Raw genomic sequence first — 13415 nt, 5'->3', positions numbered from 1 at the left:
ATGACTGCCATGCCAAAGCTGCTCGTCACCCGCCGCCTGCCCGAACCGGTCGAAGCGCATCTCGCCGAACGGTACGAGACCACGCTGAACCCCGGCGATACGCCGCTCGACCGCGCCGCACTCGCCGATGCGATGACGCGCTACGACGCGATTCTGCCGACGATCACCGACCGGATCGACACCGACATTCTCACCACCAGGGGCGCATGCGTCAAAATCCTCGCCAATTACGGCGCGGGGTTCGAGCATATCGACCTCGATGCCGCCCGCGCCGCCGGGATCGCGGTGACCAACACGCCCGATGTGCTGACCGACGCCACCGCGGAACTCGCGATCACGCTGATGCTGATGGCGGCGCGGCGAGCGGGTGAAGGCGAGCGCGAATTGCGTCGCGGCGACTGGACCGGCTGGCGGCCAACTCACATGATTGGACGCAGTATCGAGGGCAAGACGCTGGGCCTGGTCGGTTTCGGTCGTATCGCGCAGGCAACGGCAAAGCGCGCGCGCGACGGCTTCGGCATGACCATCCGCTATTACAGCCGCAGCCGCGCGCCGGCCAAGATCGAGGACGCACTGGACGCCCGGTGCGCCGACGACCTCGAAGCGCTGGCGGCCGAGGCCGACATCCTGTCGCTCCATACGCCGGGCGGAGCAGCAACGCATCACCTGATCGACGCCGCGCTCATCGCGCGCATGCCGCGCCACGCGATCCTGGTGAACACCGCGCGCGGGCCGGTGGTGGACGAGCAGGCGCTTGCCGCGGCGCTGGCGGAAGGCCGCATCGCCGGCGCCGGGCTCGACGTGTACGAGGACGAGCCGCGGGTGCATCCGCTGCTCGCCGCGCAGGAGCGCGCGGTGCTGCTTCCGCATCTCGGCAGCGCCACGATCGAGAGCCGCACCGCGATGGGGATGCGCGCCGCCGACAACCTGCACGCCTTTTTCGCCGGCCGCGCCCTGCCCGATCGTGTCGCCTGAACCCGACCGCCGCGCGATCGACGCCATCGTCGCGCAGATCGACGCGGCGCTGCGAGATATTGCGCGACGACCGATCGTGCTCGGCCTGTGCGGCGCGCAAGGATCGGGCAAATCGACCATCGCCGCGACGCTGGAACGGCGATTGCGCGAAAGCGGCACGAACGTCGCGACGCTGTCGCTCGACGACCTTTACCTGACCCACACCCAACGCCGGCAACGCGCGCGCAATGTCCATCCGCTGTTCGCCACGCGCGGCGTGCCCGGCACGCACGACATCGCGCTCGGCGAAGCGATATTCGCGGCGCTCGACGCCGGCGCCCCGACGCGCCTCCCCCGCTTCGACAAGAGCAGCGACGATCGCGCGCGCGCCGATGAACGGCCGATCCTCGAATTGCCGCTCGACGTGCTGATCTTCGAGGGCTGGTGCGTCGGCGCGCAACCCCAGCCGGCGGAAGCACTGGCCAGTCCCATCAATATGCTGGAAGCGGATGAGGACCCGGACGGCATTTGGCGCCGCTATGCCAACGACGCGCTTGCCCGGCCCTATCAACGACTGTTCGCGCGGATCGACCGGCTGGTGCTGCTCGCCGCGCCTTCCTTTGCGGTCGTGCGCCGCTGGCGGCTGGAACAGGAGGAGGCGCTGCGCCGCGATCGGCCGCACGGCCGCGCCTTGATGGACAGATCCGCCATCGACCGTTTCATCGCGCACTATGAGCGCCTGACCCGCCATATCCTGATCGAAATGCCCGACCGTGCCGATCTGGTGTTGCGGCTCGACGAGCAGCGTCGCGTCCGCGCGATAAACTGATATATCTATTGCGATAGTTGATCGTTTTCACTAGACAGGCATCCGCACGAAATGTCGGCCCGCACCCAGTGCAGGACGCCGGCAAAACGGCAGAGGAGCCCGTCGATGGTCCAGTTGTTCGGCCGCGCAATGACCCGCCGCGAGGTGGCGGAGACGAGCGGCATGCTGTCGCAATATGCCGGGGTGCGGCTGATGACGCTCGGCGACGGGCTGGAACGCGGCATCCGCATGCTCGAATTCCGTACCGGCACCGGCCTGCGTTTCACCGTGCTGGTCGATCGCGCGCTCGACATCGCAGATTGCGAGCACAAGGGCCGCGCGGTGGGCTGGCACTCGCCCGCCGGCTTCCGCAACGCCTTCCTCCACGAATATGAGGGCGAAGGCGGACTGGCCTGGCTGCGCTCCTTTTCCGGCCTGATCGTCACCTGCGGGCTCGACCACACGCTGTTCATGGATGACGACGATGCCGGCCATTATGTCTATGGCCCGCGTGAGAAGATATCGTCCTCGCTCCATGGACGCATCGGCACGATCCCGGCGCGGCTGACCGGCTATGGCGAGCGCTGGGACGGCGACCGCTGTTTCCTGTGGTGCGAGGGCGTGGTGCAGCAATCGACGGTTTTCGGCGAGGACCTGCATCTGATCCGCCGCATTGAAGCTGAAGTTGGCAGCGACGAAATCCATCTCCACGACCGCGTCGTCAATCACGGCTTCTATCGCACGCCGCATATGCTGGTCTATCACATCAATGTCGGCCATCCGGTGGTGGCGGAGGGATCGCGCTATCTCGCCCCGGTGAAGGACGTGGTCTGGGCCGCCCATGCCGGCGACGCCTATCGCAAGCAGGGGGTCGGCTATCGCACCCTTCCCGCCCCGCAGCGCGATTTTCACGAACAGGTCTGGCAGCATGACATAGCGGCGGACGGCAATGGCGCAGTGCCGGTGGCGCTGGTCAACGACGCCCTTGGCTTCGGTGTTCAGGTAGAAACGCGCAAGAACCAGTTCCCCTGTCAGTTCGAATGGCAGAACCTGCAAGCCGGCCAATATGCGCTCGGCATTGAACCATCGACCAACCACGTCCTCGGCAAGCCATTCGCCAAGGATCGCGGCGAACTCATCTGGCTCGAACATGGTGAGGAACGCCGCTACGACACGGTGTTCTCGATCCTCGACAGTACCGATGCCATCGCCGCCGCCGAAGCCCGGATCACCGGCCTCGCGCAACAGCCGGAGGCGGACTTTCCCGAGCCCTCGGGCAATTTCCCGCCGATCGGCGGACGGGAGGCGGGGGCATGAGCATTGCCGGGCACACCATCCTCTACACCGGCGCGGCGGGCGGGCTGGGCCTCGATACCACGGTCGGCTTCATCGAACGCGGTGCGAACGTCGTCGCCGTGGACAACAATCCCGACAAGATCGCCGCCCTCAGGGACGCGGTGCCGGCCGATCAGCAGGAGCGGCTGATCGTACTGGAATGCGACCTTTCGGATCTCGACGGCTTCCGCGCCGATCTCGAGGGCACGTTGAAAAGGGTCGGCGGCTTCGACGTCGTCATCAACAACGCCGCCATCTATCCATCCAAGCCCTTCGAGGAGTACACGATCGCCGAGCATCAGGCGGTGCAGCGCGTCAACGTCGATGCCGGCATCGTTGCGGTGCAGGTGGCGCTGCCCGGCATGCGCCGGCGGCGCTGGGGACGGATCATCAATATCGCCAGCGTCACCTTCTATGGCGGGTGGGAAAAGCTGTCGCCCTATGTCGCATCGAAGGGCGCGCTGATCGGGCTGGCGCGGACCTGGGCGCGTGAATTCGGCAAATACGGCATCACCGTCAACGCCGTCTCGCCGGGCGCCTTCCCCACCGATGCCGAGAAAATTCATCCCGATCCCGAAGGCTATACGCGCTTCGTGCTCGACCATCAGGCGGTCAAGCGGCGCGGGCACGCCGGCGACATCGCCGCCGCGCTCGCCTTTCTCGCTTCCGACGAGGCAGGATTCATCACCGGCCAGACGCTGAATGTCGACGGCGGCTGGGTCATGCACTGACGAAGGACAGGATTGGCATCATGGGTATCTTGAGCGGCTATCGCGTGCTCGATTGTTCGATCGCGATGGCGGGGCCGTTCGCGGCGCAACGCCTCGGCGACCTCGGCGCGGATGTGGTGAAGGTCGAGCCGGTCACCGGCGAATGGCAGCGCGACCGCGCGGCCGGCGGCGCGACGGGCAAGCAGATCAACAGCTCGTTCCTGTCGCTCAACCGCAACAAGCGCTCGCTGGCGGTCGATCTCAAGTCCGACGACGGCAAGGCCGTGCTGCTCGAACTGGTGAAGACCGCCGACGTCTTCCTGCAGAACTACCGCCCCGGCGTCGCCAAGCGGCTGGGCGTCGATTATGCGACGCTGAAGACGATCAACCCGAAGCTGATCTATATCTCCATGTCGGGCTATGGCGAGGATGGTCCGTACGCCAGGCTGCCCGGCCAGGACCTGTTGTTGCAGGCGATGTCGGGCGCGATGCTTTCGACCGGCCGCGCCGGCGACCCGCCGCAGCCGGCCGGCCAGTATCTCGCCGATGCCGTCACCGCCTATTCGGCGTTCGAGGGCGCATTGGCCGCGCTGCTCCACCGCGAGCGCACCGGCGAGGGGCAGTTGGTCGAGGTCAACATGCTCGACGCCGTCATCACCATCCAGATGCAGGAATTGTCGGTCTTCACCCAGGGTCTCAAGCCGCAGACCCGCTCGGCCGAGCCCCACGCGCATTGCTATATCCGCGCGCCCTACGGCGTATTCGCGACGAAGGACGGCTATCTCGCGCTCGCCTTCGCCAATCTCGCGACACTGGGCGAGTTGATCGACGAGCCGGCCTTCGCCGCAATGGACGATGAGCGCGACAGTTGGACGCATCGCGACGAGATTTTCGCGCGGACGCGCGCAAGGTTGACCGACAAGACGACCGGGGAATGGCTCGAACTGTTCCGCGCCCATGATATCTGGGCGGGACCGGTCTATGGCTATGATGATGTGGTCGCCGACCCGCAGGTCGCGCATAACGGCACATTCGTCGAATATGATCATCCGACGGAAGGCCGGGTGAAAGCGCCGGGCTTTCCCATCCGTTTCGCCGCCACGCCGTCCGCGGTCACGCGCGGGGCGCCGCTTGTTGGCGAGCATAGCCGCGAGATCCTGGTCGAAGCGGGCTTTGACGAGGCGGCCATCGCGCGGATGATCGACGGCGGCGCCGTCCGCCAGCACTGATGCGGCGCCGCGCGCTCAACTGGGGTCATCCGCGCGGATATCAGGCGCTGCGGGCGGCGGCAGGCGGTCGCGGCCGGGCGCCTGTTGCCGCCGGAAACGATATCCGCCGCGCCTACGCCTTCAGCAGCGTCGAGCCAACAGGAATCCAGCCATGACCGACAATCTGCTCTTCACCGTCAATGGCCGCGTCGCGACGATCACACTCGATCGCCCGGAAAAGCTGAATGCGGCAACGCCGGCTATGTCCAGGGCGATCGTCGCGGCGACCGGGGAATGCAACCGCAATCCCGATATCCGTTGCGTGATCGTGACGGGCGCAGGCCCCAAGGCGTTCTGCGCCGGTTCCGACATTTCCGAGCTGGACAGCTATGAAACGCCCTGGAACTTCCGCAACCGGGACGACTATTGCGACGCGATCCACAAGCTTCTGAAACCCAGCATCGCCGCAGTGAACGGCTATGCGCTGGGCGGCGGACTGGAGACGGCGCTGTCGTGCGATATCCGCGTCTGTTCGACCAATGCGAAGTTCGCCGCGCCCGAAATCAAGCTGGGCTGGATCGGCGGCGGCGGCATGGCCGCGATGCTCGCCCATTCGATCGGCATGTCGAACGCCGCCAAGATGATCATGACCGGCGACCCGATCGATGCGGAGACCGCGCGCAACTGGGGGCTGGTCAGCGATGTGGTCGCGCCCGAAGCGCTGATGGATCATGCCCGCGCGCTTGCCAAGACGATCGCCTCGCGCGCGCCGATCGCGGCGGAAACGGCCAAGCTCAATCTGCGCGCCGCGGTGTCGATGCCGCTCGACAAGGCGATGGAATATGAGCGCGACCTGCAGGCGATCTGTTTCGCGACCGAGGATGCGAGCGAAGGCCGCGCCGCCTTCGCCGAAAAGCGCGCGCCCGACTTCAAGCGACGCTAGCGCACCGAGCGGATCGGCCAGACGAACAGTGATCCGGCGAACACGAACGCGATCGCCGAGACGAACAGCGCGCGGTAATCCTCGCCGGTCATGTTGAGCAGCCACGCCGCCCATACCGGGCTCAGAATCTGCGGAATGTTCACCGCGGTGGTCAGCAGGCCCAGATCCTTGCCGGTGTCACCGCCGTCGGCCTTGGGCAGCACCTGCGTCATCAGCGCCATATCGACCGACATGAACGCGCCGTATCCCAGCCCGATCAGCACCGCATAGCCGATCATCCCCTGCACAGTCGGGAGGAACAGCGGGACGATCATCGCCGCGCCCATGATGATGCTGGCGGCGAACACGAGCGGTTTGCGGCGCCCCCATTTGTCGGAAAGGAAGCCTGAGCCGAAGGCGGAGAAGACCAGCGCGATGAAGGTGATCGTCGACAGTTTGGCGATCGTGTCGTTCGAAAGGGCAACCGACAGGTGGATATAATCCTGAAGGATGTAAAGCAGATAGGTGACGATCGCCTGATAGCCCATGTAGATGGTGAAACGGCCGAGGAACGCCCAGGCGAAATCAGGGTGCTTGCGCGGGGACACCCAGAAGCTCTTGGCGAATTCGCGTAGCCGGAACGGCTCGGCCGGGCCGCCGGTGAAGCGCGGTTCGGGGTTGAGGATCACGAACAGGATGCACGCCGCCGCGACCGCGATGGCGAACAGGAAATAGGCGCTCGTGATCGCCGGCGCGATCAGCCCGGCGACGATGATGCCGACGGTGCAGCCCGCCGTCATGCCCGCGCCCACGAAACCCGAGGCGACGCCGCGCTCATCCTCGTGAAAGCGGTCGGCGACGATCGTCGTGACCGCCGCCTGCATCGAATTGAGCGTGATCGTCGCACCGACCCAGAACAACGTGATCGCCCACAGCGCGGTCATCTGCGAAACCAGCATCAGGCACGCCGCGCCGAGCACCGAACCCAGCACGATCCACGGCGTACGCCGGCCGAACCGCGTGCGCGTCCGGTCCGAAAGCGCGCCTGCGATCGGTGTCGTCAGCGTGCTGAATATCGAGGTGACGGCGAACACCACCGCGAGGTCGCCTGCCTTGCCGTCGGGATTGAGCCGCTCGATCTGGTTGGGCAGCAACACCGACAGCACGCCGCAATAGAGCGACAGCAGCAGGAAGAATACCACCGCCATCGACACGAGCAGCACCCATTTCTCGCGCCCGGCAACGAACGGTCCCGCGCCGATCTCGCAATCCGGGTGGCCGGGGCCGGCGGTGGGATTTGCCTCTTCCATCACAACTCTCTCGCTTGCCGCCGCGGCCTTGTCACCGGCGCGCCGACGGCGTTCACCGGGAAAGGCGGGTCAGCGCGCCGCCGCCAAGCGCGCCTGCGGCGGTGCATCGCCCAGCGCGTCGTCGGCAAGCACATCGGGCCGGCGCCAGCGCGTGCGCGCGTCCTCGCTCAGCACGAGACCGTGCCCCGGTGCGTCACGGCCATGGATGAAGCCGTCGCGAATGACATGCGTCTCTTCCACCAGATGGTCGAAATTCTGATAGCTGTATTCCAGCCAGTCGACCTCGGGCAGCGCCAGCGCCATGTTGACGCCGATCTCCAGAAAGCTGTTGCCGAGCGTGATCGGCACGCCGTGCTCGGCGGCAAGCCAGCCGATCCGCATTACGTCGGTGACATGGCCATGGACGTTGATCATATCGGCGACCTGCGCCTCGATCAGCGCGCGCTTGCCCGACACGTCGAGATATTCGCCCGAATTGAGCAATGTCGGCCCGATCCCCGCACGAAGCACGCGCAGCCCTTCGAAATCGTGGCGCAGGATCGGGTCTTCCATCCAGTAGATCGGATGACCGGCGTTGCGCATCGCCTCCAGATTGGCGATCGTCTGGCGCGGCGACCATGCCTCGTTCGCGTCGATCATCACCAGCTTGTCGCCGCCAACCGCCTTTTTGAGCAGGGCGAGCCGGTGAAGGTCGCGGTCGAACTCGGGATGCCCGACCTTGATCTTGAAAGCGGTAAAGCCTTGTTCGGCGGCGCGGCCGAACAGTTCGGAGAAATCGTGATCGGACAGGTGATAATCGAGTCCGCTGGCATAGGCGCGGACCCTGTCGCGATCTCCGCCGCCGAGCAGTTTCCACAAGGGCATCGCGACCGACTTCGCGAAAAGATCCCACACCGCCTGTTGCAGCGCCTCACCAAAGCCGATCGAATGGACACGGTTGTTGCCGCCGCGCGGCCGCGCCACGCGGTGCGCCAGCGTCGCCGGCGACTGCCCTTCGATATTCGGCCAGACCTCTTCGGCGAAGACGCGGACGATCTCGCTCTCCGCCGGCAGCGGATAGAACAGCGTCTGCAAGAAGCCCAGGCCTCGCGTCCCGTCGTCCGCGACAAGTTCGACCGCCGCGACATGAACGGCGTCGGCACGCACCTGACTGTCGCCGATCGTGCGGTCACGACCGAACTGAAAGCGCGTGATTTGAAAGTCGACTATCCGCATTTTCCCCACTACAGTCTGGTCAGATTGCCCTATTTGAAATATCAGAACACCATTGAGATATGGCAGATAAGAAAATGAAGCAAGCGGCAAGTTCGAAGCAGACCAAGACCCGCGCAGTCTCCACAGAGCATGAGCGGTTGAGCGATATCGCCTATCGCAAGATCCTCGAAGGGCTGTTCGACCGCACGGTGCCCGCCGGCGCATTCGTTTCGCAGAATGCGCTGGTCGGGATGCTGGGGATTCCGGTTCAGCCGCTCCGCGACGCGCTGCGCGTGCTCGAAGCCGAAGGCGTGCTGACCATTCATCCGCGCTCGGGGATCCAGTTTCTCAAGCCCGACCTGGAACTCGCGCGTTCGACCTATCAGTTCCGCACGATCATCGAACGTTCGGCCGCGCGCAGCTATGCCGAATCGGGCGATGCGCAGGAAATCGCGGGCATGATCGCCGAGCACGAAGCGTTGATCGCCGAAATCGAGGGCGGCGCCTTCGGGTCCGAGACGATCGACAAGCTCGACGATCTCGAGGAACGGCTCCATGGCGGGATGCTCGCCAGCCTGCGCAACCCGCTGGTCGAGAACACGGCGCGGCGGCTGAAAAACTATGTTCGGCTTATCCGCCTCGAACGACTGGTCACGCAGCCGCTCGCGCTGCGCACGCTGCGCGAGCATATGAACATTCTACATGCGATCGAAAAGCGCGATCCCGACGCCGCCGAGGCCGCACTGGCGGCGCATTTCCAGGCGGCGCTACAGCGTATATTGGGCATGTTCTGACCGGTGCGCATCGTCGACGCGCATCAGCATTTCTGGAAGATCGGCGGCCCCGGCCATAGCTGGCCCGATGCGGAATGGCCGCGCATCCACCGCGATTTCGGTCCCGACGACTTGCGTGACGAAGCGGGCGATCTCGACCTTGTCGGCACCGTGCTCGTCCAGTCGCAGCCCGACGACCGCGACACCGACTGGATGTGCGCGACAGTCGGCAACGACCCGCTCGTCCGCGCCATCGTCGGCTGGGTCGATTTCGAACGCGCCGACGCCGCCGAGCGCATCGCCGACCTCGCCGGACGCGACAAGCTGGTCGGGTTGCGCCCGATGCTGCAGGCGATCGACGACAGCAACTGGATCCTGCGCGACGACATCGTCCCCGCGATCGCCGCCATGATCGCGCATGGCCTGCGCTTCGACGCGCTGGTCCAGCCGCGCCACCTGAAATCGCTGCGCCGCTTCGCCGTCGCCTGGCCCGACCTGCCGATCGTCATCGACCACGGCGCCAAGCCTTTTGCGGCGACCGGCGAACTCGATCCGTGGCGCGACGACATGACCGCACTCGCCGCGCTGCCCAACATCTGGTGCAAGCTGTCGGGATTGCGCACCGAACAAGCGCCGGGACAGCAGACGGACGCGCTGCGCCCCTATGTCGCCCACATCCTCAAGGTCTTCGGCCAGCGCACGATGTGGGGCAGCGATTGGCCGGTGCTGCTTCACACCGGCGACAGCTATGGCGACTGGGTTCGCGATACGCGTGCGCTTGCCGGTGCGCTGAACGAAGCGGCGGAACAGCGGCTGTTCGCCGGCGCGGCAATGCAATTCTACGGCCTCGATGCTTGACCTTGAGGTATGAGGATCGGTATCTGAGATATCAAAACTACTGATCGGGAGATTGCTCGCGCCATGATCGATTGGTCCGCCCTCGGCAAACTAGGATTCGGCGCCGGGTCGATCGGCAATCTCTACCGCGCGATGACGGATGAGGCCGCGGCGGAAACGGTCTGCGCCGCATGGAGTGCGGGATTGCGCTATTTCGATACCGCGCCGCATTACGGCTTCGGCCTCAGCGAAAAGCGGCTCGGCGCGACGCTGCCCGGACTCGACCCCGACGAGCGGGCTATCGTTTCGACCAAGGTCGGGCGACGGCTCGACCCGGTCCCCGGCAAGGACCTCGGACAGCTCCGTCAGGGCTTCGTTTCGCCCGAACCGGTCGAAAGCTTCTTCGACTACAGTTATGACTCGATCATGCGTTCGTACGAAGCGAGCCGGAAACGGCTGCGGCGCGACCGCATCGACATTCTCTATTGTCACGATATCGGCCGCTTCGCACATGGCGACGACCATCCCGCACGCTTCGCCGAGTTCATGAACGGCGGCTACAAGGCGATGCGCGAATTGCGCGACGGCGGCGCGGTCGGTGCGATCGGCCTCGGCGTCAACGAGTATCAGGTTTGCGAAGAGGTCATGGCCGAGGGCGATATCGACGTCGTTCTGCTCGCCGGCCGCTACACGCTGCTCGAACAGGACTCGCTTTCTACCTTTCTGCCGCTGTGCGAGGCGCGCGACGTCAGGATCGTGCTCGGCGGCCCCTATAATTCGGGCATCCTCGCCAAGGGCGTGCGCGGGCGGGCGGTCGGGCATTACAACTACGAACCCGCACCGGCGAAGATCGTCGAACGTGTCGGCGCGATCGAGGATGTGTGCGACGCGCACGGCGTGCCGATGATCGCCGCCGCGCTGCAATTCCCGCTCGCGCATCCGCAGGTAGTGAGCGTTATTCCAGGCATGAACTCACCCCGCCAGGTCCAGGCGGCGATCGACCTGATGGCGGTCGCCATTCCGCCCGCGCTATGGGCCGACCTCAAGGACAAGCGGCTGATCCGCGCCGATGCGCCGGTCCCGCACGACTGACAAGAAGGACAGCAAGCCGCATGAAGCGCCTCGAAAACAAGACCGTCATCGTCACCGCCGCCGGCCAGGGCATTGGCCGGGCCAGCGCCGAACTGTTCGCGCGCGAAGGGGCGCATGTCCATGCCGCCGACATCAACGGCAAGGCGCTGGCGACGCTGGGTGGGTGCGAAACCCATGTTGTCGACCTGCTCGACGGCGAAGCGATCAGGGCCTTCGCCGCAAAGGTCGGCGCGGTCGATGCGCTGTTCAACTGCGCCGGCTTCGTCCACGCCGGCGCGATCCTCGATTGCGACGAGGCTGACTATGATTTCTCGTTCGATCTCAACGTAAAATCGGCCTATCGCATGATCCGCGCGGTGCTGCCCGGCATGATTGAAAAGGGCGGCGGGTCGATCGTCAACATGTCGTCGGTGGCGGGATCGGTGATCGCGGTGCCGGGCCGCTTCGTCTATGGCGCGTCCAAGGCGGCGGTGGTCGGGCTGACCAAGTCGGTCGCCGCCGATTATGTGAAACAGGGCATTCGCTGCAATGCGATCTGTCCGGGCACGGTGCAGTCGCCTTCGCTCGACGAGCGCATGGCAGCGACCGGCGACGCCGACAAGGCACGCGCCGATTTCGTCGCCCGCCAGCCGATGGGCCGCCTCGGCAGCGCGAACGAGATCGCCGAACTCGCGCTCTATCTCGCCAGCGATCTTTCCTCCTACACCACCGGCACGATCAACGTGATCGACGGCGGCTGGGCGAACACATGACGGAGCGCGTCTGCCTCGCCCTTGATCTGGTCGACGATACCGATCTGATTGCCGAATATGAGCGCTTTCATGCGGTCGGCAATTCGGACCCGGCCGTCATCCAGTCGATCCGCGACGCCGGCATCGCCAATATGGAAATCTATCGCGCCGGCGATAGACTGTTCATGATTATGGACGTGACCGAAGACTATGATGCCGCCGCCAAGGCAAAGGCCGACGCCGCCAATCCGGCGGTGATGCGCTGGGTCGAGAAGATGGCGCGGTTCCAGAAGCCTGTTCCCGCCGCCGGCCCGGACGGCAGCTGGATCGAAATGGATCGCATCTTCCGTCTGGCCGATCATCGGGGGCTCGACGGCCGGTGATCGTCTCCTCGACGCTGGACTTTCGCGAGGCCGCGAAGCGCCGCCTCCCGCCCTTCCTGTTCCATTATGCCGATGGCGGCGCCTATGCCGAGGCAACGCTGGAACGCAACGTCGCCGATCTGTCGGGCATCGCGCTACGCCAGCGCGTACTGCGCGACGTCGCCGATCTGGACCTGTCGACCGATTGGTTCGGCCGCCGCGTGCCGATGCCGGTTGCGCTCGGGCCTGTCGGTATCAGCGGCATGTTCCGCCGCCGCGGCGAGGTGCAGGCGGCGCGCGCGGCGTCGAGGGCCGGCCTCCCCTTCTGTCTGTCGACCGTCGGCATCTGCTCGCTCGACGAACTGACGCGTGCGGTGCCCGAGCCGATCTGGTTCCAGCTCTATGTCATCCGCGACCGCGCCTTCATGCGCGACCTGCTTGCGACCGCACGGGAAAAGGGCGCCGAGGCGCTGGTCTTCACCGTCGACATGCCGGTGCCGGGCGCACGCTACCGCGATGCCCATTCGGGCATGTCGGGACCGAACGCGCCGTTGCGCCGCGTACTGCAGGCGATGACCCATCCCCGTTGGGCATGGGACGTCGGTCTGATGGGCCGCCCCCACCGCCTCGGCAATCTTGAGCCGGTGCTGGGCAAGGCAAGCGGCATGAACGACTATATGGGCTGGCTCGGCGCCAATTTCGATCCGTCGATCGCGTGGAAGGATCTCGACTGGATTCGCGCCGAATGGGACGGCCCGCTGATCATCAAGGGCATTCTCGATCCCGAAGACGCGCGCAAGGCGGCGGCGATCGGCGCCAACGGCATCGTCGTCTCCAACCATGGCGGCCGCCAGCTCGACGGCGCTTTGTCCTCGGCACGCGCGCTACCCGCCATCGCCGATGCGGTCGGCGACCGGCTCACCGTGCTTGCGGACTCGGGCGTGCGCTCGGGCCTCGATGTGGTGCGAATGCTGGCGCTTGGTGCGAAGGGAGTGTTGCTCGGCCGCGCCTGGCTCTATGCGCTTGCCGCCGATGGCGAGGCCGGTGTCACGCAATTGCTCGATCTCATCGAAAAGGAAATGCGCGTCGCCATGGCGCTGACCGGCACACGCAACATCGCCGAGATCGGCCGCTCTATCCTCGCCTGAGCGGCGCCCCGCCACCCTGATCGTCCACCTG

General features: G+C 65.7%; 14 protein-coding genes. 12 read left to right on the top strand and 2 right to left on the bottom strand.

What is annotated here, in order from left to right; all coding sequences use genetic code 11:
* From RPR59_RS07885 to RPR59_RS07860, 6 genes are all read left to right on the top strand, one after another.
* Nucleotides 1-975 carry a 2-hydroxyacid dehydrogenase gene (locus RPR59_RS07885; RefSeq protein ID WP_313912810.1) on the top strand — a complete coding sequence of 325 codons (975 nt, stop codon included), beginning with the start codon at nt 1-3 and terminating at the stop codon, nt 973-975.
* The gene (locus tag RPR59_RS07880; RefSeq protein ID WP_313912808.1) at nt 965-1783 is read left to right on the top strand and encodes an adenylyl-sulfate kinase; all 819 of its coding nucleotides are present in this window, start codon (nt 965-967) and stop codon (nt 1781-1783) included. The genes RPR59_RS07885 and RPR59_RS07880 overlap by 11 nt, the downstream gene beginning before the upstream one ends.
* A gap of 105 nt (nt 1784-1888) precedes the next feature.
* Complete coding sequence (locus tag RPR59_RS07875; RefSeq protein WP_313912806.1) at nt 1889-3079, top strand: aldose 1-epimerase family protein; 1191 nt, start codon at nt 1889-1891, stop codon at nt 3077-3079.
* Nucleotides 3076-3828, top strand: a complete 753-nt coding sequence (locus RPR59_RS07870) for an SDR family NAD(P)-dependent oxidoreductase (protein ID WP_313912804.1) — start codon at nt 3076-3078, stop codon at nt 3826-3828. Before RPR59_RS07875 ends, RPR59_RS07870 begins: the two co-directional genes overlap by 4 nt.
* A 20-nt stretch (nt 3829-3848) precedes the next feature.
* A complete protein-coding gene (locus RPR59_RS07865) occupies nt 3849-5036 on the top strand; it encodes a CaiB/BaiF CoA transferase family protein (RefSeq protein WP_313912802.1) in 1188 nt (395 codons plus the stop codon).
* Between the two features lie 151 nt (nt 5037-5187).
* A complete protein-coding gene (locus RPR59_RS07860; protein ID WP_313912801.1) occupies nt 5188-5958 on the top strand; it encodes an enoyl-CoA hydratase/isomerase family protein in 771 nt (256 codons plus the stop codon).
* Here the strand turns inward: RPR59_RS07860 and RPR59_RS07855 are convergent.
* Both RPR59_RS07855 and RPR59_RS07850 read right to left on the bottom strand, forming a co-directional pair.
* Nucleotides 5955-7247, bottom strand: coding sequence for an MFS transporter (locus RPR59_RS07855; protein WP_313912799.1), 1293 nt, complete (start codon nt 7245-7247; stop codon nt 5955-5957). The two genes, RPR59_RS07860 and RPR59_RS07855, sit on opposite strands and share 4 nt — an antisense overlap.
* 69 nt (nt 7248-7316) lie before the next feature.
* Nucleotides 7317-8462 (bottom strand): mandelate racemase/muconate lactonizing enzyme family protein, encoded by a 1146-nt coding sequence (locus tag RPR59_RS07850; protein ID WP_313912796.1) that lies wholly within the window; start codon nt 8460-8462, stop codon nt 7317-7319.
* Nucleotides 8463-8536: 74 nt separating this feature from the next.
* Between RPR59_RS07850 and RPR59_RS07845 the strand changes: the two genes are divergently transcribed.
* The 6 genes from RPR59_RS07845 to lldD all read left to right on the top strand — a co-directional run bounded on the left by RPR59_RS07845 (nt 8537) and on the right by lldD (nt 13384).
* Nucleotides 8537-9235 (top strand): GntR family transcriptional regulator, encoded by a 699-nt coding sequence (locus RPR59_RS07845; protein ID WP_313912794.1) that lies wholly within the window; start codon nt 8537-8539, stop codon nt 9233-9235.
* 3 nt (nt 9236-9238) lie between these two features.
* Nucleotides 9239-10072, top strand: coding sequence for an amidohydrolase family protein (locus tag RPR59_RS07840; RefSeq protein ID WP_313912792.1), 834 nt, complete (start codon nt 9239-9241; stop codon nt 10070-10072).
* 63 nt (nt 10073-10135) lie between these two features.
* Nucleotides 10136-11143, top strand: a complete 1008-nt coding sequence (locus tag RPR59_RS07835; RefSeq protein ID WP_313912791.1) for an aldo/keto reductase — start codon at nt 10136-10138, stop codon at nt 11141-11143.
* Nucleotides 11144-11163: 20 nt separating this feature from the next.
* The gene (locus RPR59_RS07830; protein WP_313912789.1) at nt 11164-11895 is read left to right on the top strand and encodes an SDR family oxidoreductase; all 732 of its coding nucleotides are present in this window, start codon (nt 11164-11166) and stop codon (nt 11893-11895) included.
* Complete coding sequence (locus RPR59_RS07825) at nt 11892-12257, top strand: L-rhamnose mutarotase (protein ID WP_313912787.1); 366 nt, start codon at nt 11892-11894, stop codon at nt 12255-12257. The genes RPR59_RS07830 and RPR59_RS07825 overlap by 4 nt, the downstream gene beginning before the upstream one ends.
* Nucleotides 12254-13384, top strand: a complete 1131-nt coding sequence (lldD, locus tag RPR59_RS07820; RefSeq protein WP_313912784.1) for an FMN-dependent L-lactate dehydrogenase LldD — start codon at nt 12254-12256, stop codon at nt 13382-13384. Before RPR59_RS07825 ends, lldD begins: the two co-directional genes overlap by 4 nt.
* Nucleotides 13385-13415 lie beyond the last annotated feature (31 nt).

Source organism: Stakelama saccharophila, assembly GCF_032229225.1.
Lineage (GTDB): Bacteria > Pseudomonadota > Alphaproteobacteria > Sphingomonadales > Sphingomonadaceae > Sphingomonas > Sphingomonas saccharophila.
The sequence above is the reverse complement of the archived record's forward strand: the minus strand, read 5'-3'. Positions and strand labels throughout refer to the sequence as shown.

Bases quoted from the DNA above. Each gene is read 5' to 3' on its own strand.
- RPR59_RS07865 (WP_313912802.1), top strand. From the start codon at position 3,849: ATGGGTATCTTGAGCGGCTATCGCGTGCTCGATTGTTCGATCGCGATG.
- RPR59_RS07870 (WP_313912804.1), top strand. From the start codon at position 3,076: ATGAGCATTGCCGGGCACACCATCCTCTACACCGGCGCGGCGGGCGGG.
- RPR59_RS07855 (WP_313912799.1), bottom strand. From the start codon at position 7,247: ATGGAAGAGGCAAATCCCACCGCCGGCCCCGGCCACCCGGATTGCGAG.
- RPR59_RS07830 (WP_313912789.1), top strand. From the start codon at position 11,164: ATGAAGCGCCTCGAAAACAAGACCGTCATCGTCACCGCCGCCGGCCAG.
- RPR59_RS07850 (WP_313912796.1), bottom strand. From the start codon at position 8,462: ATGCGGATAGTCGACTTTCAAATCACGCGCTTTCAGTTCGGTCGTGAC.
- RPR59_RS07875 (WP_313912806.1), top strand. From the start codon at position 1,889: ATGGTCCAGTTGTTCGGCCGCGCAATGACCCGCCGCGAGGTGGCGGAG.
- RPR59_RS07835 (WP_313912791.1), top strand. From the start codon at position 10,136: ATGATCGATTGGTCCGCCCTCGGCAAACTAGGATTCGGCGCCGGGTCG.
- RPR59_RS07860 (WP_313912801.1), top strand. From the start codon at position 5,188: ATGACCGACAATCTGCTCTTCACCGTCAATGGCCGCGTCGCGACGATC.
- RPR59_RS07885 (WP_313912810.1), top strand. From the start codon at position 1: ATGACTGCCATGCCAAAGCTGCTCGTCACCCGCCGCCTGCCCGAACCG.
- RPR59_RS07825 (WP_313912787.1), top strand. From the start codon at position 11,892: ATGACGGAGCGCGTCTGCCTCGCCCTTGATCTGGTCGACGATACCGAT.
- RPR59_RS07845 (WP_313912794.1), top strand. From the start codon at position 8,537: ATGAAGCAAGCGGCAAGTTCGAAGCAGACCAAGACCCGCGCAGTCTCC.